The organism is Arthrobacter sp. ATA002 (assembly GCF_026898095.1).
GTDB lineage: Bacteria > Actinomycetota > Actinomycetes > Actinomycetales > Micrococcaceae > Arthrobacter_B.
Window position 1 is genome coordinate 1,446,146 of the sequence record NZ_CP114015.1, and the last position, 22,821, is coordinate 1,468,966.

At 63.7% G+C, this 22,821-nt stretch carries 22 protein-coding genes and 3 pseudogenes; 11 read left to right on the plus strand and 14 right to left on the minus strand.

Going from position 1 to position 22,821, the window contains the following annotated elements:
- The first annotated feature begins 277 nt into the window (after nt 1-277).
- A protein-coding gene (locus tag OL239_RS07175; protein ID WP_268911284.1) for an IS3 family transposase occupies nt 278-1,425 on the plus strand; the annotation gives its coding sequence in 2 pieces (ribosomal slippage) (nt 278-551 and nt 551-1,425; 1,149 coding nt in all).
- Between the two features lie 34 nt (nt 1,426-1,459).
- Here the strand turns inward: OL239_RS07175 and OL239_RS07180 are convergent.
- From OL239_RS07180 to OL239_RS07210, 7 genes and pseudogenes are all read right to left on the minus strand, one after another.
- Nucleotides 1,460-2,293: pseudogene (locus OL239_RS07180) on the minus strand (IS3 family transposase); the annotation flags it as partial.
- The gene (locus OL239_RS07185; protein WP_268911285.1) at nt 2,275-2,628 is read right to left on the minus strand and encodes a transposase; all 354 of its coding nucleotides are present in this window, start codon (nt 2,626-2,628) and stop codon (nt 2,275-2,277) included. The gene OL239_RS07185 and the pseudogene OL239_RS07180, both read right to left, overlap by 19 nt.
- 366 nt (nt 2,629-2,994) lie before the next feature.
- Nucleotides 2,995-4,086, minus strand: coding sequence for a hypothetical protein (locus OL239_RS07190; RefSeq protein WP_268911286.1), 1,092 nt, complete (start codon nt 4,084-4,086; stop codon nt 2,995-2,997).
- 50 nt (nt 4,087-4,136) lie between these two features.
- The gene (locus OL239_RS07195) at nt 4,137-5,102 is read right to left on the minus strand and encodes a heparinase II/III domain-containing protein (RefSeq protein ID WP_268911694.1); all 966 of its coding nucleotides are present in this window, start codon (nt 5,100-5,102) and stop codon (nt 4,137-4,139) included.
- Entirely contained in the window at nt 5,051-6,112 is a 1,062-nt protein-coding gene (locus tag OL239_RS07200) for a heparinase II/III family protein (RefSeq protein ID WP_268911287.1), read from the minus strand. The genes OL239_RS07195 and OL239_RS07200 overlap by 52 nt, the downstream gene beginning before the upstream one ends.
- A 65-nt stretch (nt 6,113-6,177) precedes the next feature.
- Nucleotides 6,178-7,320, minus strand: a complete 1,143-nt coding sequence (wecB, locus tag OL239_RS07205) for a non-hydrolyzing UDP-N-acetylglucosamine 2-epimerase (protein ID WP_268911288.1) — start codon at nt 7,318-7,320, stop codon at nt 6,178-6,180.
- Nucleotides 7,321-7,447: 127 nt separating this feature from the next.
- Complete coding sequence (locus tag OL239_RS07210; RefSeq protein ID WP_268911289.1) at nt 7,448-7,696, minus strand: hypothetical protein; 249 nt, start codon at nt 7,694-7,696, stop codon at nt 7,448-7,450.
- Nucleotides 7,697-7,961: 265 nt separating this feature from the next.
- Between OL239_RS07210 and OL239_RS07215 the strand changes: the two are divergent.
- A pseudogene (locus tag OL239_RS07215) lies at nt 7,962-8,770 on the plus strand (DAK2 domain-containing protein).
- The gene (gene recG / locus OL239_RS07220) at nt 8,704-11,067 is read left to right on the plus strand and encodes an ATP-dependent DNA helicase RecG (protein ID WP_268911290.1); all 2,364 of its coding nucleotides are present in this window, start codon (nt 8,704-8,706) and stop codon (nt 11,065-11,067) included. Before OL239_RS07215 ends, recG begins: the two are co-directional and overlap by 67 nt.
- A 69-nt stretch (nt 11,068-11,136) precedes the next feature.
- Here the strand turns inward: recG and OL239_RS07225 are convergent, their stop codons facing one another.
- The 3 genes from OL239_RS07225 to OL239_RS07235 form a co-directional block, all read right to left on the minus strand.
- On the minus strand, nt 11,137-12,201 hold the full coding sequence (locus OL239_RS07225) for a maleylacetate reductase (RefSeq protein ID WP_268911291.1): 1,065 nt from the start codon (nt 12,199-12,201) through the stop codon (nt 11,137-11,139).
- Between the two features lie 43 nt (nt 12,202-12,244).
- Complete coding sequence (locus tag OL239_RS07230) at nt 12,245-12,790, minus strand: alpha/beta hydrolase (protein ID WP_268911695.1); 546 nt, start codon at nt 12,788-12,790, stop codon at nt 12,245-12,247.
- 217 nt (nt 12,791-13,007) lie between these two features.
- The gene (locus OL239_RS07235; protein ID WP_268911834.1) at nt 13,008-13,280 is read right to left on the minus strand and encodes a hypothetical protein; all 273 of its coding nucleotides are present in this window, start codon (nt 13,278-13,280) and stop codon (nt 13,008-13,010) included.
- An 809-nt stretch (nt 13,281-14,089) separates the two neighbouring features.
- Here OL239_RS07235 and rsmD point away from each other — a divergent pair.
- Nucleotides 14,090-14,689, plus strand: coding sequence for a 16S rRNA (guanine(966)-N(2))-methyltransferase RsmD (rsmD, locus tag OL239_RS07245; RefSeq protein ID WP_268911292.1), 600 nt, complete (start codon nt 14,090-14,092; stop codon nt 14,687-14,689).
- Nucleotides 14,690-14,744: 55 nt separating this feature from the next.
- On the opposite strand, the gene OL239_RS07250 is transcribed toward rsmD, so the two are convergent.
- Genes OL239_RS07250 through OL239_RS07260 form a run of 3 tightly spaced genes read right to left on the minus strand, consistent with a single transcriptional unit; the run spans nt 14,745 to nt 17,235 of the window.
- Entirely contained in the window at nt 14,745-15,128 is a 384-nt protein-coding gene (locus OL239_RS07250) for a VOC family protein (RefSeq protein WP_268911293.1), read from the minus strand.
- 47 nt (nt 15,129-15,175) lie between these two features.
- Nucleotides 15,176-15,991, minus strand: a complete 816-nt coding sequence (locus OL239_RS07255) for a spermidine synthase (RefSeq protein ID WP_268911294.1) — start codon at nt 15,989-15,991, stop codon at nt 15,176-15,178.
- Entirely contained in the window at nt 15,991-17,235 is a 1,245-nt protein-coding gene (locus tag OL239_RS07260) for an aminotransferase class I/II-fold pyridoxal phosphate-dependent enzyme (protein ID WP_268911295.1), read from the minus strand. The genes OL239_RS07255 and OL239_RS07260 overlap by 1 nt, the downstream gene beginning before the upstream one ends.
- A gap of 40 nt (nt 17,236-17,275) precedes the next feature.
- Here OL239_RS07260 and coaD point away from each other — a divergent pair, with 40 nt between their 5' ends.
- From coaD to OL239_RS07275, 3 genes are read left to right on the plus strand one after another with little or no spacing between them, the layout of a single operon-like run.
- Nucleotides 17,276-17,755: a pantetheine-phosphate adenylyltransferase gene (gene coaD, locus OL239_RS07265; RefSeq protein WP_268911296.1), complete on the plus strand. Its 480-nt coding sequence runs from the start codon at nt 17,276-17,278 to the stop codon at nt 17,753-17,755.
- 4 nt (nt 17,756-17,759) lie between these two features.
- Nucleotides 17,760-18,842 (plus strand): hypothetical protein, encoded by a 1,083-nt coding sequence (locus OL239_RS07270; protein ID WP_268911297.1) that lies wholly within the window; start codon nt 17,760-17,762, stop codon nt 18,840-18,842.
- The gene (locus OL239_RS07275; protein WP_442864242.1) at nt 18,728-19,036 is read left to right on the plus strand and encodes a hypothetical protein; all 309 of its coding nucleotides are present in this window, start codon (nt 18,728-18,730) and stop codon (nt 19,034-19,036) included. Before OL239_RS07270 ends, OL239_RS07275 begins: the two co-directional genes overlap by 115 nt.
- Before the next feature lie 58 nt (nt 19,037-19,094).
- On the opposite strand, the gene OL239_RS07280 is transcribed toward OL239_RS07275, so the two are convergent.
- Nucleotides 19,095-19,703 carry a YdcF family protein gene (locus OL239_RS07280; RefSeq protein WP_268911299.1) on the minus strand — a complete coding sequence of 203 codons (609 nt, stop codon included), beginning with the start codon at nt 19,701-19,703 and terminating at the stop codon, nt 19,095-19,097.
- Nucleotides 19,704-19,935: 232 nt separating this feature from the next.
- On the opposite strand from OL239_RS07280, the gene OL239_RS07285 reads away from it, so the two are divergent.
- The 4 genes and pseudogenes from OL239_RS07285 (at nt 19,936) to mutM (ending at nt 22,556) form a co-directional block, all read left to right on the plus strand.
- The gene (locus OL239_RS07285) at nt 19,936-20,502 is read left to right on the plus strand and encodes a YceD family protein (protein WP_268911300.1); all 567 of its coding nucleotides are present in this window, start codon (nt 19,936-19,938) and stop codon (nt 20,500-20,502) included.
- Nucleotides 20,503-20,504: 2 nt separating this feature from the next.
- Nucleotides 20,505-20,708 carry a 50S ribosomal protein L32 gene (rpmF, locus tag OL239_RS07290; RefSeq protein ID WP_055240805.1) on the plus strand — a complete coding sequence of 68 codons (204 nt, stop codon included), beginning with the start codon at nt 20,505-20,507 and terminating at the stop codon, nt 20,706-20,708.
- Nucleotides 20,709-20,780: 72 nt separating this feature from the next.
- Nucleotides 20,781-21,485, plus strand: a complete 705-nt coding sequence (gene rnc, locus OL239_RS07295; protein WP_268911302.1) for a ribonuclease III — start codon at nt 20,781-20,783, stop codon at nt 21,483-21,485.
- 4 nt (nt 21,486-21,489) lie between these two features.
- Nucleotides 21,490-22,556 (plus strand): annotated as a pseudogene (mutM, locus tag OL239_RS07300) (bifunctional DNA-formamidopyrimidine glycosylase/DNA-(apurinic or apyrimidinic site) lyase).
- Nucleotides 22,557-22,821: the final 265 nt, after the last annotated feature.

The window sequence follows — 22,821 nt, forward strand, 5'->3', positions numbered from 1 at the left end:
CCGCCTCGGCCTACCCGTACTTGCTACGGAGATTGGATACGTGCACGTCGTCGAACATGACGTGAGGAAGGCCTCCGGACGATGTGAGCGTGCCTAAATCACACCGCCTAGGGGATCTTCATGTCTAATACTTACGGCTGATGGCGGACTCAGGCCCCGCGTGCACTTACAGCCGGTCCGGTCCGGTGCGGTGGGGGTGGTTGGGGTCCCGTGCAGAAGTCCGGTGTTTATGTGAGTTTCGTGTCCGAGAATGGACACAGGAGGAAATTCACGACTCATGGCACGCAGACACACGCCCGAGGAGGTCATCGCTAAGGTCCGGCAGGGCCAGAAAATGCTCAACGACGGACACCCGCTGATTGAGGTCATCAAGGAACTTCAGGTCACCGAGGCGACTTGGTACCGGTGGTTGAACCAGTACGGCTCCGAGAAGAACGCCGAGGCGTCGAAGCGGACGAAGGAGCTGGAGAAGGAGAACTCCCGACTCAAGCGGCTGCTGGCGGAGAAGGAACTGGCCATCGACATCCTGAACGAGGTGGCTAAGGGAAAATTCTGAGCCCTGAACCCCGCCGCCGTGCCGTGCGCATGGCGGTGGAGAAGTTCGGGGCGTCCGAACGCCTCGCCTGCGAAATCCTGGGCCAGAACCGCTCAGCCTTCCGCAAGAAGAAGCCTGACATGGGTTTCGGGGAAGCCGAACTGCGGGCAGCACTGCGTGCGGTGGCAGCGAAGCATCCGGCGTGGGGGTGGAGGAAAGCCCGCTGGCACCTGCGTACCCAACCTGCCTGGGCCGGGGTGGCCTTGAACGGGAAGCGGGTGCGTCGGCTCTGGCGCGAGGAAGGCCTGACGTGCAAGCCCAAAGCGCGGAAGAAACGCCGTACCGGGCCCGGCGCCGGGGAGGAGAAGCGGTTGTCGGCAGAGTATCCGATGCCTGCCCTTAGCTTCGACTTCCAGTCCGGTGTCACCACCTGCGGCCGGCATATCCGGTTTTTCAATGTCATCGATGAATACACCCGCACCGCCCTGGCGATTATCCCGCGCCGGTCGTTCAAGGCCACCGATGTGGTCGCGGTGCTGGAGAACATCATCGCGGAGACCGGCATTGAACCAACCTATGTCCGGTGCGATAACGGGCCTGAGTTTACAGCCGGCGCGCTCATTGACTGGTGCGCTGCTGCCGGGGTCGAAACGGCGTTTATCGACCCGGGATCACCATGGCAGAACGGGTTCATTGAGTCTTTCAACGCCCAGTTCAGAAGGGAGCAGCTCGCCGGAGAAATCATGGACACGATGGCCGAAGCGGAGTATTTGGCCGAGGAATGGAAAGCTATCTACAATCATGAGCGTCCCCACGGATCCCTGAACGGTATGACGCCGAAGCGGTACTGGGAAACCTGGACGATCAACAACCAATTAGCTATCGCATAAGCACTTGATACGGTCCCTGCGTTTTCCACCGGTCTTATGTGAATAGGAGCGGGTTATTGATGTCGTTCCAAAGTACTTCGTATTGGTCGGGGCTCATATAGCCCGTGTAGCTATGCCTGCGTTTTTCGTTGTAGAAGTCCAGCCACTTGTCCATTGCTGTGACCAGTTCAATGACTGTTGCCCAAGGTTTTCGCGTATTGAGCAGTTCAGTCTGCATGCGGCCCCAGAATGACTCCATGGCCGCGTTGTCGTAGCAATCTCCGACGCTGCCCAGCGAGGGTGTGAGGTCCCAGCTGCGCAGGTTCTCGCTGAATCCCCAAGAGGTGAAGTTCGATCCGTGATCTGAGTGCATGATGGTCGCTCCGTCACGGTCCCGGCTTCGTTGAGCCTGCGTGATGGCACGGTTGACCAGGGCGGTGTCGTTGATCCTTGAGAAGGAGCGGCTGACAGCGGTGCGGGCGAAGCAATCCAAGACGACGCAACAGTAGACCTTGCCTTCTCTGGTGGGGTGTTCAGTAACGTCGGTCAGCCATAGCCTGTTCGGCCCGTCAGCTGTGAAGATCCGGTTAACCAGATCGTTGTCGGTGCGCTTGTCCGCCAGCGGGTTGCGGAACGCGCTGGGGCGCGGGACTCCGGCGATTTCGTGCTCGATCATGATGGCCATGATGAGTTTACGATTGACGATCATTTCGTATTCATCAAGCAGCTCAGCTCTGATCCGTCGCCATCCGTAGGTGCCTTTGGATTTGCGGTGAATGAGGCGCACGTAGTCGGCAACAATGCTGCGTCTGATCGCACGAATTGAGGGTTCGGCACGAAGGTGTTTGAGGTAGGTTGACCGGTTCAGGTCTACGCTGATGCAGGCCCGGCGGGCGGAGAATCCTTGGGCGACGAGCCCGGCGACGACTGCGGTTTTCCTTTTGGGCGCACCACCTCTGTCTGGTCGAACAACGCGCTGGCGGCCTTGACGATCGCTAGTTCTTCCTCGAGCTGGCGGATTCTCTTGCGGGCCGAAACGAGGTCACTGGCATCCGGGCTTGGTGTTCCTTCTTTGATGCCGGCATCCACAAGAGCCTGGTGTTTCCACCGGTATAGAGTGCCCTGGCAGATTCCGGTCTCGGCGGAGATGGACACGACGGATTCGCCCTGGCGCAGACGGATACTGATGCCGCGCCAGACAGAACGTGGATATTGGAAAGGCATGCGGTGACCTCCTGCAGTCACTATGCCCCACTCACGTAAAACTGGACTACCTATAAGGGCCCATGCCAACTGGACTGCTAACGGGGACCCAACCAGGGACCAGCAGCAGTTTCAGCGACGAGCCGCTGAACACTTCGAAGCCCTCTGTCTCCACAGCAGCTGGTGGGGTGCGCTGTACCGCGAGCAATGTCCGGCAGGAATGGCCAACCGTTCCAGCAGGCCGCACCGCAACCAGAAGAGGACCTGCGTTTAGACCGAACGGTGGCAATCCGTCTGCATGTGAACTGACGGTGGGGTCCAGGCGGGTTCGGGCGCAGGCGGGGCATCCGACCGTGCACCGTGTGCTTTCGCGGTTCAGTCTGGCATTTACCCGGCACGACTGGACTGCTGTGCAGGGTCCTCCGCCGCTAGGGGCATACCATTCCCGGTGGGCAGGGTACGCAGGAGTCGGCGCTGAGGCGACCCAGCGACCGGGGCATGCCATTTGGCGTAAAGCCGTCGGCGTGTGTGATCGATCCAAGCGGCAGTAGTCCTAGCTCGCTTGTTTTTTCCGGAAGATGCTGCCTTTATGCTTGCTCGGCTCGCGTCGGCTAACCCGTCGGCAGACGGACCCCGGGAGAACCCGTCGGCCAGGAGGCCACGTTTCCAATCGGGTGCTGTCCGCAGGGAGGCTTTAATCGCCTTTCGGAGGACACTTCTCGGCGGCACGACGTGTCCTACGCCATATTCTCCAACCTTGAGGTAGATCCTTTCATTCCCGGGGCATTGCTCGAGGAAAGGAATCAATTGATTATTGAGAAATCGCTTATCCTGTAGGTTTTGTATATAAGCGACCGTGTTCGCTTCACCGGAAGCGTGCAAGGTCGCTGTGTCCATACTCAGGAACGAGCCGAAATCGTCGGTTTGAGTTCCCGGATAAGCCACATCGCGATATTCCTCAAATGTGTGTGGACTGTTAAACAGGGCTGTCCTAGGATTCACGACTACGGAAAGAGAAGATTTAAACTGAGCTCCATAGTAGAGAGAAGCAAACCCGCCAGCCGAAGCACCAAAAAACATAAGTTGCGTCCCCGAACCAGTGGCTAGGACGTGAGCAATAACCTGAGCGAGGTTCTCATGAAGTGGCATCTGAGACGTCCCGAGGTGCCAGCCAGCAGTGGGAGCATTGACTAATCCGGCTACTGGATCGGCGATGCCCAGATAATTCACGGGGAAACCGTCGATCATCCCCCGGCCCCCGAAAAAGGGGTAGGCCTGCTTGAGCCCCAGGGCGGCATGAAAGTACACGAAGGTTACCGGAGAACCCTTGTCCTCGTACAAAAAATCGAGGTGCATCTCGTTCGAAGAAATGCGAGAAATGCCGTGTCGCACCTCAACTCGCAAAAAATCCCTAAAAGAGTTGTACTGGTGAAGAGGTGCGTCTTCGTACTGGCTCAGGTCCCGTAATCGATAGTTCATCCACTCATTTTATCTCAACACGGTGGAAGCGCCGGTTTGCCATGCAGTACCTAGATCTGTACCCATTTTGTCGTGAAAGCTGTTGGGGTATCCACAGCGTTTTGTCTTGTGAAGACCCTGATCCGGTAACGTCCAGGTGCCAAGTCGTCGAAAAGAGCCTCATGGCTTCTGGAATAGCGGCTCATGGACACTGGCTCTGAACCGCGATACAACCTATAGGCGACCTCAGTAGAGGAGGGCAGTTCAGCGGCGATGTGAATGCTTGTGCCTAACGGGCCAGCGGTAATATTGTACGCGGCTGGAGTGGTCATGGAACGAAGGCTGGCTGAGGCAGGTGATGACACTTGTTCCGCGGGGACCCTTTCAAAATCTGAAAGGCGAATAGTTGTCTCTAGCTCCGCAGCGGCACCTTCGAATTTGATCATGACAACTTGGGTTGGCACAGCGTGGCCGAAGCGCGGAAACCTCCATCCCAGCGGGCGCGGCTTCTGTTCGCCCTCGTGAAGCGATATCCGCACTGGTACATCTCCCTCTAAGCGAAGTTCCAGAACCTTGATAGCGCCGTGCATGAGGTCGAAGCCGTTTGTCGTCAGGTGCGCCCGAACATCCGGACCGAGGTTCCACAACAGTTGGTATGTATGCGGCTGGGAGCTAATGATGGTGTCTGTAAGGAAAAACGACGGCATTCCTCCGTTTTCCTGAACCTGCAACCGCCTGTTGTGGATGGTGTCTGGATAGCGGCCGTTAGTCCCCACGACTGTGAAGTCTGTTTCAGTCTCTGCCTCTCGGACTAGCTGAACCTTATGCCTGAGCCCATCGGTCCGGGGGAGGCTGACTCCATCTACAACGAGTGAATTGTGTGAGTACTGGGAGTAGGCGTATCTGGAGAATGGGTGTTTGTAATCGTATCCGTACGGTCCCGACTCACTGAGTAAATCAATGCCTTTGCTGCGTAGGAAGAGACTTAAATCATCTGAGTGCTTGTGATAATCGGCATTGTAAGCGGCTGAAAAAATGCGTAGACCGCATCTGGGTCACCCCAGCTGCTGCGATAAATAGCATAGCCGGAGTCTGGAAGAACGAGTACGCGGGCTTGCGGGGCCACGCCCTTTCGGCCGCAAGTGGAAGCATACTGGAAGGCAGACCCGGGGAAGACCTTTGCCATCCCGGATTTGCTTGTATCGACTTGCTGGGTATCACTGATGGGCGGGTACTTTCCATCCGGCATCAGCGCATGGGCGGCATATGTTTCGGCATTTTGAACAAGCTGTCCGTAGTAATCCGCGTCTTCGTGATCAGCAGCCTCCACCAGCTTGTGCACATTGGCAAGCTGACGAGAGACGAGGAGATGATAAGTAGGTGTGTTTTCCACGTGGACACCATCGGAGGTGTAGCACGTGGAGAAGTAGTTCCTTAGGCGGCGCAGAGAGAGCTCATAATATTTTTGCATTACGCCAGGATCCGTTGCACACAGCAGACTGTAATAGAGCAAGGACAAGTCTTGAAACATGCCGTGGTTATTGTTTCCGGCATGGAAGTCGTCTCGTGCAAGAACTGCCGCGGTTGATTCCATGAGGGCTTGGACCGGAGCAGTCGCTTGTTCTCCAAGTGTCCGAACCAGGGCAGGATAAATCGAGATCAAGTTGATCAGACGCTGCGCGGTCGTCTCGTCGTGATAGGCCATGTTTGAAGACGGCTCGCGACTCGGATGAAGGTCTGCCCACCGTCCAATGATGGCAAGAGCGGCCCCGGCGCCCTCTTCACACCTCGGATTACCCTGTGCTAGGAGCGTTTTCGACCAGTCAATGAAGAACAGGAAGCCATGCAAGTAACGCTCGTTGGCTCGTGTAGTTGAGGCACTCCATACCCGTCCACCGTTGAACGGCTGATCGCCAAATTGGACGGAGGAGATTAGTTCCTGATCCAGGAACTTGGACGCTCGTGCCTGCGCCTCACTCGAAGAAGAAGCTGGAAGTTGACTCAAAGCTATTTCTCGAAGCCGGAGCGATCGTTCTGAATTTAACATGGTTCCTAGAAGTGGGGATTAGCACGGTGTTCGGGGCTCTACCAGCAGCCAAAGGGCTGCCGATGCTAGCTGGCGAAGTCCAAAACTCGTTTGCCAATACCGAGCAGCTGCTCGATCGCGGCAACGGTCCGCTCGGCGGCCTTGCCGTCACCGTAGGGGTTTACGGCGTTGGCCATGGAGTTGAAGTACGCCTGGTCGTTCAGGAGCCGGTCCACCTCGGAAACAATGCGGTCCTCGTCCGTGCCGATCAGCTTGACCGTTCCGGCCACAACGGCCTCCGGGCGCTCGGTGTTCTCCCGCATCACCAGGACGGGCTTGCCGAGGCTGGGTGCTTCTTCCTGGACTCCGCCGGAGTCGGTCAGGACCAGGTGGGAGAGGGACAGCATGCGGGTGAACTCGCCGTAGGCCAGCGGCTCGGTGACGACGATGTTGTCGATGCCTTCGATGAAGGGCATCACGGCGTCGCGCACCACGGGGTTTTTGTGCAGGGGGAGCACGATGGTCAGCTCAGGTTCGGCGGCGGCGATGCGGGCCAGTGCCCGGCCCACTCCACGCATCGCTTCGCCCTGGTTCTCGCGCCGGTGCGTGGTGGACAGCAGAATGCGTCCGCCGGCTGCTGCCAGCTCTTCAAGCTTCGGGTCGGTGAACGGAATGTCCTTATCCACGGTCATGAACAGCGCATCAATGACACTGTTGCCGGAGACAACAATGTCGTCCGCGGTCACGTTTTCGGCCAGGAGATTGTCCCGGCTGGTTGTGGTCGGAGCAAGGTGCAAACTGGCGATCTGCGAGGTCATCTTGCGGTTCGCTTCCTCAGGGAACGGCGAGAAGAGATCATGGCTTCGCAATCCCGCTTCAACGTGCACCACCGGGATCCCATGGTAAAAAGCCGCAATGGCGCCAGCCGTGGACGTGGTGGTGTCGCCCTGGACAATCACGGCATCCGGCTTGTTGACACTGAAAAGCTTGTCCAAACCGTCGATGGTCTTGGTAAGAATTCCGTTCAGGGTTTGCCCGGGGGAGAAAATGTTCAGGTCATGGTCCGGAACGATGTCAAAAAGGCCATTGACCTGATCCAGCATCGACCGGTGCTGGCCCGTGACCGTCACGAAGCAGTCCAGGGTTTTGGATTCCTGAAGTGCTGCGACAATCGGAGCCATTTTGATGGCTTCCGGTCGGGTTCCATAAATAGGCATGATGACTGGCATGAGATTCCCCCAAATACGCTTGACAAGAGACTGTTATTTGCTGCCAGTCTAGCCGATTCGTTTACGTTGGGGTTATGCCTTCCAAAATTCCTGATCTTAGGACACGCGCGGCCGGTGGCGGTAAGGCTTAGCCGAAAAGCACCAAAAGGGTGATCAGGGTCGGCACCGAGAGGCACACCAGCGTTGTCAGGACCAAGGCCACGAAGCGTTTCTTCCGATAGGCCTTGTCCTTCTTTGCCAACGGCGCGGTAGCTGGTTTCGCCGGGCTCGCCGAAGCGTCGGCCCGCTTTCCGCGGCCGGTGCCCTTCTGTGGCTCCAGAGGCGTGTCCTTCATGTGTCTCGCCGCGGCAATGTCCGGGTACTGCTTGTGCGCCATAGACTCAACCTTCCCACATTTGTGCAAATCGTTATCGGCACCGCCAAGGTCCCTGCGGTAGGCTTCCTACTGACCAAACCGGCTCGGGGGCAATGTGGGGCAGCAAGCAGGCCCGGGGCCAGCACAGCAGCAACAGCACGGAAACGGGATCACTTTGCAGACCAAAATCACCGCGAATGCACAGGCGCTGAAGCGATGGTTGAGCAACGCTGAAGTCTCCCTGGGCAACCACAGTGACCGGCTCAACGCCATCAACATCTTTCCGGTGGCCGACGGCGACACCGGCACCAACCTCTACCTCACCCTCCGCTCCGCCTCCCGGGCCGTCGCCGACGTCGACACCACCGACATCGGTGAACTGCTCGGCATCGCCGGACGCGCGGCCATGGAGGACGCCAAGGGCAACTCCGGCACCCTGCTCTCCGTGTTCCTGAGCGCCATGGCCGAACCGCTGCAGGGCAGCACCCGACTCTCCGCACCCTGCTGGCCACGGCACTGCACCGGGCCCAGCTGCGGTCCTGGTCTGTCCTCAGCGATCCCGTGCCGGGTACCATGCTCTCCGTGCTGGAGGAAGCGGCCCGCGCCGCGATGGACGAAGAGGCCGCCCAAACCGGCGACGACAGCAACGTGGGCCTGGCCGCCACCCTGCGCGCCGTGATGGACGCCGGCCTGGCCGCCGTCGTGCACACCGAACTGCAGCTGGACGCGCTCACCCAGGCCAAAGTGGTCGACGCCGGCGGCGTCGGCTTCCTGCTTGTGCTGGACGCCCTGCGTGCCGCCGCCCTGGGCGAGGAACTGCAGGAGGAACTGCTCGATGGCCTGCACGGCTACGACGTTCAGGCACCGCACATTCACAGCGACATGCCGCGGATGGAAGGGGTGGAGGTCATGTGCACCATCAACCTCAGCCCGCTGGACGCCGCGACCCTGCGCCTGCAGCTGGACGAGGTGGGCGACTCGGTGATCATGAGCGCCGTGAACGCCGTGGGGGAGGGTACCGCTGGCGCGTGCACGTCCACACGCCCGACGCCGGCACCGCCATCGACCTGCTGCGCACCGTGGGCGAACCCATGAACCTGACCATCACCGAGCTCTCCGCCGACGGCCACGAAACGAAGGAAATCGCCGAGGGCAGCGAAATCCACGAGGCCCATGAAGTCCAACGTTCCCCGGAACTCGATTTTCCGCTCGACCGGCGCATCGGCAAGCCGTCCGCCACCAAGCTCGACAAGCAGCTGGGCCTGAAAACGGTCGGGGACCTGCTGCACCACTTTCCGCGGCGCTACATGGAGCGCGGCGAGCTCACCCAGATCGCGGACATCCCGTATGACGAGGACGTCACGCTGATCGCGCGGGTGCAGACCGCCAACTCCCGGCAAATGCAGACCCGCAAGGGAATGCTGCTGGAAGTCACCGTCACCGATGATGACTCCGGCGCCCTGGGCCAGCTGCACCTGACGTTCTTTAACGGCTGGAAGGCGAAGCAGGAACTGACCGTGGGCACCCGCGCCATGTTCTCCGGCAAGGTGAGCGTGTACCGGCACAACCTCACGCTGACCAACCCGAACTACGTGGTGCTGAACGACGACGCCGACGACGAGGAGGAGGCCAAGCGCCCCATCCCCCTCTACCCGGCCACCGCCAAACTCAACAGCTGGGACATCAAGAAGGCGGTGGACACGCTGCTGGTCACCCTGCAGCCCGAAGAACTGCAGGACCCCATTCCGGAGCCCATCCGCCAGCGCGAACACCTGCTCGGCCTGGCCGAGGCCTACGAGAAAATCCACCGGCCCTCCGAGGTCGGGGAGGCCTATAAGGCCCGGCACCGGTTCCGCTACCAGGAAGCCCTGGTGCTGCAGACCGCCCTGGCCCGGCGCCGCAGCATCGCCGCCCGCGAGGACGCCACTGCGCGCCCGCCGCGGACCGGCGGGCTCCTGGACCGCTTCGACGCCTCCCTGCCGTTCACCCTGACTCACGGCCAGTTCGACGTCGGCCGGGAACTGAGCGACGACCTGAGCCGGCCGCATCCAATGAACCGGCTGCTGCAGGGCGAAGTGGGGTCCGGCAAAACCCTGGTGGCCCTGCGCGCCATGCTGCAGGTGATCGACGCCGGCGGGCAGGCCGCGCTGCTGGCCCCCACCGAAGTCCTCGCCGCGCAGCACTACGAGTCCATCACCCGGACCCTGGGCCCGCTGGGCCGGGGCGGACAGCTGGGCAGCGACGACGACGCCACGCAGGTGACGCTGCTGACCGGCTCCATGAACACCGCCCAGCGGCGGGCCGCCCTGCTGGATGCTGCGAGCGGCAGCGCAGGAATCGTCATCGGCACGCACGCCCTGCTCTCGGACCAGGTGCAGTTCGCCGACCTGGGACTCGTCGTCGTCGACGAGCAGCACCGCTTCGGCGTCGAACAGCGCGACGTGCTGCGCACCAAAGGCCGCAGCACGCCGCACCTGCTGGTCATGACCGCCACCCCCATTCCGCGGACCGTGGCCATGACCGTGTTCGGGGACCTCAACGTCTCCACGCTCGCCGAGCTGCCCGCCGGCCGCGCACCCATCTCCACCTACATGGCGCCGCTGGCGGAAAAACCGGCCTGGAACCGCCGCATCTGGGAACGCGCCCGGGAAGAGATCGACGCCGGCCGGCAGGTGTACGTGGTCTGCCCCAAGATCGGCGACCGGGAGGACGAACCGGGCTTTGATATGGCCTTCTTCAACGACGGCCCGGGCGCCGGCAGCAAGGCGGACAAACTGAACCTGGCCTCCGTTCTGGAAATGCACCAGCAGCTCTCCGAGGTTCCGGCGCTCGCCGGCGTGCGGATCGGCGTGCTGCACGGGCGGCTGGACCCGGCGGACAAGACCGAAACCATGGCGGCCTTCAACCGCGGCGACATTGACCTGCTGATTTCCACCACGGTCATCGAGGTGGGCGTGGATGTCCACAACGCTACCCTGATGGTTATCGAGGACGCCGACCGGTTTGGAATGTCCCAGCTGCACCAGCTGCGCGGACGCGTGGGCCGCGGCGGGCTGCCAGGAACGTGCCTGCTGGTGACCCGGCTGGAACCCGGACATCCCAGCCGGGAACGGCTGGAGGCGGTGGCAGCGACCACCGACGGCTTTGAACTCTCCCGCCGGGACCTGGAGCTGCGCCGCGAAGGCGACATCCTCGGCGCCTCGCAGTCCGGCGGCCGCTCCACCCTGAAGCTGCTGCGCGCCATTCAGGATGAAGCGTTGATCGAGAAGGCCCGCGCCGACGCCACGGCGCTGGTCGAGGAGGATCCGGACCTGCACATGCATCCGGCCCTGAACGAGGCCATCGAGGACTACCTCAACCCGGAGAAGGAAGCCTTCCTGGACCGCGGCTGACACCTCGGCCGGAGCCGCCAGTCAAAGCCACGGGCGGGCTTCGGCGATGTCCGTCCCATCGTGGGTTCTTTAGGTGCCCGGCGTGGTTCCGGCCCAGGCTGCGGTGAGCAGCTCGGTGAGACTCGAGGGGCTAACCTTCCGCGGATTCGAAGCGGGGATCACGGGCAGGATCAGTTCCACTGCCTCGGGTATGTCCTTCTCCGCAAAACCGTAGTTCTTCAGCGCTTTGGGCGCGTTGACTGCGGTACGGAGGCGGTTCAAGCCTGCCGCGGCATCTTCGGAACCGAAGGCGCCAGCGATCCGGGCAGCGGCGTCCGGCGCCTCGGGCGCGTTGAATGCGAGCACATAGGGCAGCACCGTGGCGTGGGTCTGTGCGTGGGGCATCTTCCAGGTGCCTCCGAGAACGTGGCAAATCTTATGGTGCATTCCGGAACCGGCGGAGGCGAAGGCGACAGCCGAGAGGTACGCGCCGTAAAGGGCCTGTTCCCGGCCGGCCAGGTCCTGCGGGTTCTCGAAAATGCGGGGCAGGCCACGGCTCAGGGCCCGGATGCCCTCCGCCGCCAGGGCCTGGTTGATCGGGTCCGCCTCCGGGGCCCACATCGAATCGATGCAGTGGGCCAAACCGTTCAGTCCGGAGGCCACCGACAGATCCACCGGAAGAGACAGGGTCAACGCGGCGTCATAGATCACGGTCGCCGGCAGGACCCGGTCATCGGTGCCGGTGGTCTTACCCGATGCGTCGGTCAGGCCCCAGACGTTTGTCGCCTCCGAGCCGGCATAGGTGGTGGGTACAGCGACGATCGGCAGGCCCGAGGTCAGGGCCACGGCTTTGGCCAGCCCGATGGTTGAGCCGCCGCCGATACTCACCAGGAGGTCGATCCCGTGGCCGGCTACGGCGGCCCTGGCTTTCTCGGCTTTTTCGATCGGTACGTGCGCTGCCACGTCGTCATAATTCACGGCGACGTCAATTCCTGCGGAAACGTCGGCGGCGGCCTGTGCTCCGGCCCCTGAGGCGATCACCATCACCCGCTTCGCATTGAACCTCGCGACCTCGGCCCTCAGGTTGTCTGCGGCCCTGCCGAATCCGAACAGCACCCGCTGACCAAGACTGACATGTTCAAAAGTTAGGGCCATGGTCATCTGCTCCTGCTCAGGGTGTTTTTCAGTGGCTGCTGCGCTACTTTCCGGTGGGCAAAACCGTTCGGCGCCTGAGATAACGGCGGATCCTTCCGATGGAATCGTCATTGAGGTGGTGGTCGGAATCGTCGTAGATCGTCAGCTCGACCGCGGCCCCGAGGGAACGGAGGGCCTGCCGTGTTGCTTCGACGCGGTGCAGGGGGACCCAAACGTCTTCCCGGGCGGTGCATAGCTCCACCGCCAGGCCACGCAGAGTGGACTGTGAAGAAACGGCCCACTCTCGTTCGGACGAGCCGAGGTAACCGCCGGTGTGGAGAAACGCCCCGGCCAGGCGCGGCTGGTCCCGCAGGAGGTATTCGGACAGCAGGCATGCGCCCTGTGAGAAACCCAGCACGACCACGGGCGGCCCATCCAGGTCCAGCAGGGCGCCCAGCTGCGTGCGGACGGTTTCCAGGGCATCATCGAGCGCTGGTTGATTCCCCTCGACCGGGGCAAGGAAGCTCTCCGGGTACCAGCTTCGGTGGTGCGCTGCCGGCAGGACCCACGCTATCCCGGGCATGTCCACGCGGTCGGCCACCTGCGTCATGAAGGCCGGGGTTTGCTCCCGCCCATGGACTGCATAGACGAGCAGGAGGCTTCCCCGAGGGCCGCCCCGTACCAGTGGGGCTCGTGAGTCAGATGTGGGTTGGAATGCGGAGTTGATTGCACGATGCTCCTGCAGTTGAGGCGCGAAGAAGGAAGCCGGGCGGCGCCTTTCCCAATCTTGTGACGGAGGGAGCGCCGCCCGTGTCGCGCCGGCGGAATCAGTCGTCGTCCGTCGTAACGGGTTCAAGCTGGGACATAATGTGTTCGCGTTCGTGCTCAAACTGCGGCGGCAGCATGAATGCCCGGCCCAGCTCCTCGGGGGACTCGTCGCAGTCCCAGCCGCCGTCCTCGTGGGTAACGGCGAGCTCGAACAGCGCGCCACCAGGGGAGCGCACATAGTGGGACTTGAAGTAGGTCCGGTCCTTGAGCTCGGAGATATCGGTGTAACCCGCACCTTCAATCTCGAACTTCGCCTCTTCCTGATTCTGCAAGGTGTCCAGATTCCACGCGAAGTGGTGATAGGTCCCAGCACCGTAGCGCCACGTTCCTGGGCATCGGTGCGGTTGCCCGTAAGTTCTATCCAGTTGCCGAAATCGCTCTTGCCCACCTGGAAGCGTGCACGGTCGCCCTCCTCCAGGATCTGGTCCCGGGCAAAGAAGGCCTCGTTGCCAAAGTCGACCATCCGGTCGGCGTCATACACGTGGATACCCACGCCGTGAATGCCGTGGATCGCGGCCGTGTCGGGTACGCCGTGTCCGGTGAATCCCCGGCGGGGATCCTCTGAAGTGCCCACCAGCTGATACTCCACCCCGGAGGGGTGGTGGAAAGCGACTCGCCGCTCGCCGAAGATCTCAACCTGCACGTTCTCCACCTCGTGGTCGCTGAGGCGCTGCGCCCAGAAGTCCAGCGACCCGTCCGGCACTGACAGCAGCACCTCGCGGGCCTGGTTGGTTCCGCGGGTGCCGAACAGGCCGTGCTGGGCCCAGGGGAAAGTTGTCACCACGGAGGAAGGATCGCCGTCCGCATTGGAGTAGTACAGGTGGTACACGGGTTTGGAGCCGTCATAGAGGACGGTCTTCTTGATGAAGCGCATGCCAAGGACTCGGGTATGGAAATCCACGTCCTCCTGGGCCGCTCCCACCGAGAGGGTCACATGGTGGGAGCCGATGAGATATGTCATGGCCGGTTCGTCCTAATCGTCGTGGTTGTTCAGAGAACCAGGACCGTACTCGTGTGGGTGAAACAGCGGATCAGTATTTGAGAAAATGTCGCTGCGCCAAAGCCCGATACAGTAAAACCCATGAGCCGCATCATTGCCGGAACCGCCGGCGGAACCTCCCTGACCAGTGTTCCCGGAACAGGAACCCGCCCCACCACGGACCGCGTCAAGGAGGCCCTGTTCTCCCGGCTGGAGTCCTATGACGTCCTGTCCGGCGCCCGCGTGCTGGATCTGTTCGCAGGCTCCGGTGCGCTCGGTGTGGAGAGCGCCAGCCGCGGCGCCGTCTCCGTGGACCTGGTGGAGCTGGCCGACAAGGCCGCAGGCACCTGCAAGCAGAATGCCAAACTGATCAACGACGCGGCCGGCCGGTCCGTGGTGAACGTGCACCGGGCCAAGGCCGACACCTACCTGCTGCGCGTGCCCGCCGACGTCACCTGGGACGTGGTGTTCCTGGATCCGCCCTACGACCTGGCCGAAGAGGACCTGAACTCGGTGCTGCGGGCACTGCCGCGGCATCTGGCCGAGGGCGCCGTCGTCGTGCTGGAACGCTCCACGCGCTCGCCGGAACCGGAGTGGCCCCAGGGCATGGAGCGCTTCAGTGAGCGTAAGTACGGGGAAACCACGCTGTGGTTCGCGGAGCCGTCCTCAGCCGAAGGTGCCGGAGCCGCCGCTGACGGCTAAGCCGTGTTGCTAAAGCTGTTGGCGTGCCAGTGAAGGGGTCACACGACACCATGTCTCACGGCCGCCTTGCGTGCTCGGTCCACATGCCGAAGGACACCCCGGTCGGATCTCGGAAAAGGCCGAACCACCGATCGTCGCCACCCAAAGCAACCCGGGACCGCTCTACCAGGCCGCCGAGCGCTGCAACACGGTCGAGCGCTGCCTCAAGATCATCGACAGCCACATACAAACGTGGCCCTGCAGACGGAGGAGACGCCGACGGGTCGGCCCGCCGAAGCCCGCCAATTCCGCGATCGCCTGCCTTGATGATCCAGTAGTCCGCACCCAACTCCGTGTCCGCGAAGGCAGGCTCAAAAAACCAACCTGATAGCGCCGCATGAAACTGTTGAAAGAGCTCTGGATCGGTCGTCTCGACTTCCCACCAAACCACCTTGTCCATGCGCTCATGCTATGGAAAAGCAAACAGGCCACGCTTAGCAACACGCTCTAGGAACCCGAGGCAAACACATCCAACCGCTCACCCGTCAGCACGTCGGCCGGATGCGGGCCGGCCGCCAGCAGCTGTGCGGTCCATTCCTCGGGCCAGGGGAAAGCGGTGGCCGCGAGCACGATGTTGCCGGGAAAACGCCCCGTGAACATGGATTTCTCGGCCAGGGCCGCGAACCCGGCTCCGGGGATGTTCGTCAGGCCCTCCTGCAGGGCGCGGATCTGCCTGCGGCAGAAGGCCATCCCGGGGTCGTCACCCACGTTTACCAGCAGCACGCCGGTGGGGGAGAGCAGGGCGGCGGCCTCGGCGTAGAACTCGGGCGTGGTCAGGTGTTCGGGCGCGTCGGCTCCGGCGAAGACGTCGAGGACTATGGCGTCAAAGGATCCGGGCTCGTAGTTCGACAGCGAGTCGCGGGCATCACCGATCACTGTTTCCAGCAAGGTGCCCTCCGGCAGCGGCAGATGTGCCAGGACGAAGTCCAGCAGCTCGCGCTCCAGCTCCACCGCGTGCTGCTTGGATCCGGGCCGGGTGGCCTGCAGGTACCGGGTGAGGGTCAGCGCTCCGGCCCCCAGATGCAGTGCCCGCAGCGGCTGCCCCGCGGGCGCCGCCAGATCCAGGACGTTACCGATCCGGCGCAGGTACTCGTAAAAGATGTCCTCCGGATGGGCCAGGTTCACGTGCGACTGCTCGGCGCCACCGATGCTCAGCACCCAGGCCCCGGGGGTGAAGCCGTCCTCGGTGATGGTGGCATGGGCGCCGATGCCGCGCAGCAGCCGGGACGGTGTTTTATGCGGGGTCTTGTCCTGCGCCCCCATCAGAGCACCTGTCCCAGCTTCGAGATGCGTTCGGCGGCTTCCTGCAGCACCTCGGTCTTCTTACAGAACGCGAAGCGCAGCAGGGTGCGGGTGCGGCGGGCGCCGTCCTCGTGGCAGAATACCGCCACCGGGATGGCGCCCACCCCCACCAACTCCGGCAGCCGGCGGGCCAGTGCCGTGGCGTCTGTGATGCCCAGGGGCGCGACGTCGGCATTGACGAAGTAGGTGCCCTGCGGCTCAAACACGGTCAGGCCCGCGGCGCGCAGTCCTTCACTCAGGACGTCCCGCTTGGCCTGCAGGGTCTGCGCGATACCGGTGAAGAACGCGTCCTCCAGGCCCAGGCCCACGGCAATGGCGCTCTGGAACGGGGTGCCGGAACTGTAGCTGAGGAAGGACTTCACCGCGCGGACAGCGGCCACCAGCTCCGCAGGGCCGGAGAGCCATCCGATTTTCCAGCCGGTGAAGGAGAACGTCTTTCCGGCGGAGGAGATCGTCAGCGTGCGCTCGGCCGCTCCGGGAAGGGTGGCGACGGGAATGTGGCGCGGGCCGAAGGTGAGGTGCTCGTACACCTCGTCGGTGATGATCACGGCGTTGTACTTCGCGGCGAGCTCCACGATCCGCTGCAGGGTTTCGGCCGGAAAGACCGCGCCGGTGGGATTGTGCGGGTTGTTGACCAGCACCACCCGGGTGCGCTCGGAGAAGGGCTCCTCCAGGGTGGCCAGGTCCGGCTGGAAGTCCGGGGCCCGCAGCGGGGCCGTGGTGTGGGTGGCGCCGCTGAGACCGATCACGGCACCGTAGGAGTCGTAGAACGGTTCGAAGGTCAGCACCTCGTCGCCGGGACCGGTGAGTGCGAGCAGGGCCGCGGCGATGGCTTCGGTGGCGCCGGTGCTGACGATGATCTGCGTGTCGGGGTCCAGAGAGATCCCGTAGAAGCGTTCCTGATGGGCGGCGACGGCGTTGCGCAGCACGGGCAGGCCCTGCCCGGGCGCGTACTGGTTGGCGCCGGCGCTGATGGCAGCCCGGGCGGCGTCCATGACTTCGGCCGGGCCGTCCTCATCCGGGAAGCCCTGGCCCAGGTTGATGGCGTTGTGCCGGCCGGACAGGAGCGTGATTTCCTCGAAGATCGTCACCCCGAGCGCGCCGTCCGCGCCGAGCAAATTGGCTCCGGCGGCAAGGCGCTGCCAGGGCGGAGTTCCGCCGGCGGAGTCGGAGCGTAACAACGGTGCGGGATAGGGGAAGCTCATGCCTTCCAGTATTACCCCTTTCACCGGGTAGATTCGATCTATGCGACGCGCTGTATGCCCCGGCTCCTATGACCCCCTCCACAACGGACACGTGGAGGTGATTGCCCGCGCAGCCAGCCTGTTCGATGAAGTGATCGTGGCGGTCTCCACCAACTACGCCAAGAAGTACCGGTTTTCCGGCCCGGAACGCCTGGCCATGGCCCGCGAAACTCTGGGCGCGCTGCGCGGGGTGTCGGTGGTTCCGATGGGTGAGGGCCTGCTGGCGGACTTCTGCCGTGAGCACGGCGTGGACGCCATCGTCAAGGGGCTGCGCTCGGTTCAGGATTACCAGTACGAGCTGCCCATGGCCGTCATGAACCGTCACCTCACCGGCGTCGAAACCGTGTTCCTGCCGGCCGAGAGCCGGTACACCCACCTGTCCTCCACACTGATCAAGGAAGTCTCCGCGCTCGGCGGCGACGTCAAGGAACTGGTGCCCCTCGCGGCGTACCGGCGGCTGCAGCAGGACCAGGGCGCCTAAACCGGTGCCCAGGGGTACGGCGGCCCGGGAACTCTCCGAGCCCCTGGATGTTGGCGGACACCGTTTTGCCGTGGAACTGGTGCCGGCCGGCGGCGGTGCCGGAACCGCGGTGTCCGTACGGGCCGTGGAGACCGGCGTGGACACCGGCGGGGAAACCGCAGCGGAGACGGCGCCGGGGTCGGTGCTACTGCGCAACGCGTTGATCGAGCGCGCTGACCTGGTCCGGGACGATGCGCCGGATGCCGGCGAGCGGCACCTGCTGCAGTACCTGCCGGCCGGGGCGCCGGAGGAGCACTCGAGGGCCGCTTTGGCGGAGGCCCGACGGCGGCTGTCCGGGCTCCTGGCACCGGCTTCAGCGGTTGCGTCCGGGACCCGGGAGGTTCCCGACGGCGGGGTGAACCTGCTCTGGTGGGACGAACGCGCCAACTTCGGCGACGCCGTCGGGCCCTGGCTGGTGCGCAGCCTGACCGGACTGACCCCCGTGAACGGCTGGCGGCGCAACCTGTCCGTACCGCCCCTGGTGACCGTCGGATCAACCGCGGGCTGGCTGGAGCAGGACGGCACCCGGATCTGGGGTGCGGGGCTGATGACGCCGCTGTCGTCCGGGACTGTGACGCGGCTGGCGGGGCTCCGGGGAATCCGGATCGACGCCGTCCGGGGCGAACTCACCGCGAACGAACTGCGCTCGCGGCTGAGCTGGACGGTGCCGGAGGTGTACGGCGACCCGGCGCTCCTGCTGCCGCGCTTCCTTCCGGTGCCGGACGGCCAGCCGTCCCAGGGCAGGGTGGCGGTGCTGCCGCACGTGGACCACCAGGGCTTGTTCGGCCCTCGCGGGACATTCGACGAACCTTCGGCGTCCGCGAATTCTTCGACGTCCGGAAAAGCCTCAGCGTCCGGGGAAGCCGGAGAAACCAGTGAGGGCCGGGGAGCCGGGGTGTGCACGTCATTGATGCCCGGCAGGGGGTGGAGCAGGTGGTCCGGGAGGTTGCAGCTGCCCGCGTCTGTATTTCCAGTTCGCTGCACGGGATTATCGTGGCGCAGGCCTACGGAGTGCCGTGGGTCTGGGTGCGGATCGAGGACGCCCTGATTGCCGGAGACACGTTCAAGTTCCGGGATTTTTTCACCACGCTGGATGCCTCGGCAGTCGCCGCGGTGAGCATGACCGCGGCCGCAGCCCGGGACATGCATCCGGCCGTGCTGGCCCGGAAGGCCGCGTTGCCGCGGCTGCGGATTTCCCTGGACGCCCTGCTGGACGCGTTTCCGCTGCCCCGGCGGCCGTAAATCCGGTTGGCGCGCCCGGCTGGCACTCCCGGCCTGGATCCGGCTGGCGCAGGCCGGCCTAGATCCGGCTGGCGCAGGCCGGCCGCAGCACGGCGGCCGCCAGCCCGCCGGTTTCCTCCACAAACCTGCCCAGCCACTGCCCGGCCGAAAGCTCGGGATCCGAGGGCACCATGGTGAGTGCCGCCGTCGTGCACTGGCTGATGTTGGTTTCAGCGCGCAGCAGGTGATAGCGGGAGGTCACCACGATGAGGTTGTCCCAGCCGTTGTCGGCGGCCAGCCGGGCGACGGCGCGGGCTTCGCCGCGGGTGGTCAGCGGTTCCGGAAGGAAGCAGGTCACGGTGGGACTGGAAATGTAGTCGCAGTGCATGTCGGTGATTCGGTTGCCCGGGGTGTCCGTGGTGGAAAGGACCAGCTCCTCGGCGTACCCCTGGTAGGACAGTTCGCGGCCCACCGGCAGTCGTTCGGATGCCGCGCCGGCGAGGACCACAATGGCGTCCGCCTTGGCCGGCTGGTGCACCTGCGGATAGTAGAAGAGGGTGGCCGCGGCAAACACCCAGATCAGCACGGCGGAGACAATGGTGACGACGGCGGCGTCGACCCAGCGAGGCACTCCGCGCTGAAGCCGGACCACCAGGCGGTGCGGCATGGCGCGGAGGGCGGATAGCATCCCGACAGTTTATGCGAGCGGCGCCCTAATGCGAGCCGGGCAGGGCTCGGGTAAACCTGCGGGGCCATGGCCTGTAAACTGGAACGAGCAGCCCGGGCCCTGCCCCGATTCGAGGGGAGGCGCGGCGCAGTTTGAGAGAATCGGCCGTATCAGGCTAAGATGATATGTCGGTCTATGTTCTACAGGAGTTCTCATTAGCGTTCAGTCGCGGATTAATCCGGGTTCGTCGCCCTTGGCCATCAGCGTCAAGGATCTCGGGCGCAGCCCGGGGGTTATGCGGACTATGCACGAACATGTTCCGGCACCGAAGGACTTCGGTGTTGCGCTTATCGGCGTACCGGAAGGCGCAGATCTCGATCTGGACCTGAGGTTCGAAGCCGTGCACGAGGGGATTTTGGTATCCGGAACCGTCATCGCTCCTGTTCAGGGAGAATGCGGACGGTGCCTGAAGCCCATCGCGTACGACGAGGAAGTCGATGTGCAGGAACTCTTCTACTACGAGGACGCTGAGTCCTTCGGAACAGAAGAGGAAGAAGAGCAACACCGGATCGAGCGAGATGTCATCGATCTTGAGCCGGTTTTGCGGGACGCAGTGGTCACCACCCTGCCGTTCCAGCCGGTGTGCCGGGAGGACTGCGAAGGCCTTTGCTCCGAATGCGGAGCGCGCCTTGAGGAGGATCCGGGTCACCACCACCAAAGCGTGGATCCTCGCTGGGCAGCCCTCTCCGGGCTGGCTGGCAGCGCCGCAGACAATTCTGCGGCAACAAGTACAGAGTCAGACGAGAGAGAAGAGAGTTAGTCGTGGCTGTTCCCAAGCGGAAAATGTCCCGCTCGAATACGCGTGCACGCCGGTCCCAGTGGAAGGCAACTGCCCCCAACCTGGTGAAGACCGTTGAGAACGGCCGCGTCACCTACAGCCTGCCTCACCAGGCCAAGGTTGTGACCGATTCAGCTGGTACCGCGCTGTTCCTTGAATACAAGGGCCGCAAGGTAGCGGACGTCTAAAACCAGTGTTCCTTCCCGGTGCGGTTCTCCGGATCGGGACGTGAATACTGCTTTTCGGGTCAATACCAAAAAGTGAAGAATACTGAAGAGCTTCTGAAGCGTCTCGGTGTCGATATCGACGCCGGGACGCTTCGTCTTGCCCTCACGCACCGCTCCTACGCTTACGAGCAGGGCGGGATCCCCACGAACGAACGCCTGGAGTTTCTGGGGGACTCCATCCTGGGCTTTTCCGTCACCGACGCGCTGTACCGGGACAACCCGGACCTGTCCGAGGGCGAGCTGGCCAAGCGCCGCGCCGCCGTCGTCAGCACCCGCGCGCTGGCCGGGGTGGCCCGGGAACTTGAACTGGGCCAGTACCTCCTGCTGGGGCAGGGCGAAAAACTCACCAAGGGCCGCGACAAGTCCTCCATCCTGGCGGACACCACCGAAGCCCTGATCGGCGCCGTCTACCTGTGCCACGGGATCGAAACCGCCCGTGCCATGGTGATGCGGCTGATCGGCCCGCTGCTGCAGAACGCCGACGCGCTTGGCGCGGGCACCGACTGGAAGACCAGCATCCAGGAGATCGCGGCGAGCCGGAAGCTCGGCGAGATTGAATACCAGGTCACCGGCTCCGGTCCCGACCATTCCCGCAGCTTTGCCGCCGTGCTCCACATCGGTGGCAAGCCCTACGGCAGCGGCGTGGGCCATTCCAAGAAGGAAGCGGAGCAGGAAGCTGCCGCCGCCACCTGGAAGATGGTCTGCCCGACCGGCAGCTCCGCGGCCGCCGGAGCCTAGCTCCGTGCCCGAACTGCCCGAAGTCGAAGTGGTCCGCCGCGGACTGGCCTCATGGGTCCGCGGCCGGACCATCACCGGCGTCGACATCCTAGACCCCCGGTCCGTGCGCCGGCACGCCGCCGGACCCGAGGACCTAGTCGGCAACCTCGAGGGCGCTGTCGTCACCGACGTGGCCCGCCGCGGCAAGTTCCTCTGGATGCCGCTGGTGGAGGCTTCCGCCCTTGCGGAGCCCCTGGGTTCGCCCGCCTCCTCCGCGACTTCTGCCGCCTCCGCGACTTCCGCGACCTCCGCCCCGGAGTCCGTTGCGCCGTCCCTCCCGTCGAACGACGGCGGCGTTCCCCGGCTGGCGCTGATGGCGCACCTGGGCATGAGCGGACAGCTGCTGATGGAAGATTCGCACCTGCCCGACGAAAAGCACCTCAAGGTCCGCTTTACGCTCAGCCCCGCGGTGTCCGGCGACGGAACCCCGATGCCCGCAGAGCTGCGGTTCGTGGACCAGCGGATTTTCGGCGGCGTCTTCCTCACCGACCTGCAGCCCACGCCCGACGGCGCCCCGGCGGTTTGTCGGAGACCGGCCTGCCGCTGATCCCCGGAGAAGCCGCGCATATTGCCCGCGATCCGCTGGACCCGGCGTTCTCCTTTGAAGAGTTCTACACGCGGCTGCGCAAACGCCGGACCGGCATCAAGCGGGCCCTGCTGGACCAGGGGCTGGTCTCCGGGGTCGGCAATATTTACGCCGACGAAGCCCTCTGGGCCGCGAAGCTGCACTTCGCCCGGCCCACCGATACGATGCGCCGCGCCGATGCCCTTCGCCTGATCGAGTCCGCGTGCGACGTCATGACCCGGGCCCTGGCCGCCGGCGGCACCAGCTTCGATTCCCTTTACGTCAACGTGAACGGCGCCTCGGGCTACTTTTCCCGGTCCTTGAACGCTTACGGCCGCGAGGGCGAACCGTGTCCGCGGTGTGCCGCGCTCGGGCTGTCCACCCTGATCCGGCGCGATTCGTTCATGAACCGCTCCTCGTACAGCTGCCCGGTCTGCCAGCCCCGGCCCCGCAACGGCCGCTGGTAGGGGCCTTTCGGGTTTCCGGCTACTTGCGGGCGAGGCTTTCTGCCGGCGCCGTCCGTTGTACAGCTAATGGGGTCATTTCCGCGGTTTAGGCCCGTTATCTGTACAACCAACGTCGGGCCGGGCGGTGTAGACCCGTTATCTGTACAACCGACGTCGGGCCGGGCGCGTGAAGGCCCGTTATCTGTACAACCGACGTCGGGCCGGGCGCGTGAAGGCCCGTTATCTGTACAACGGACGTCGGGCTGCCCGGATTAGGCCCGTTATC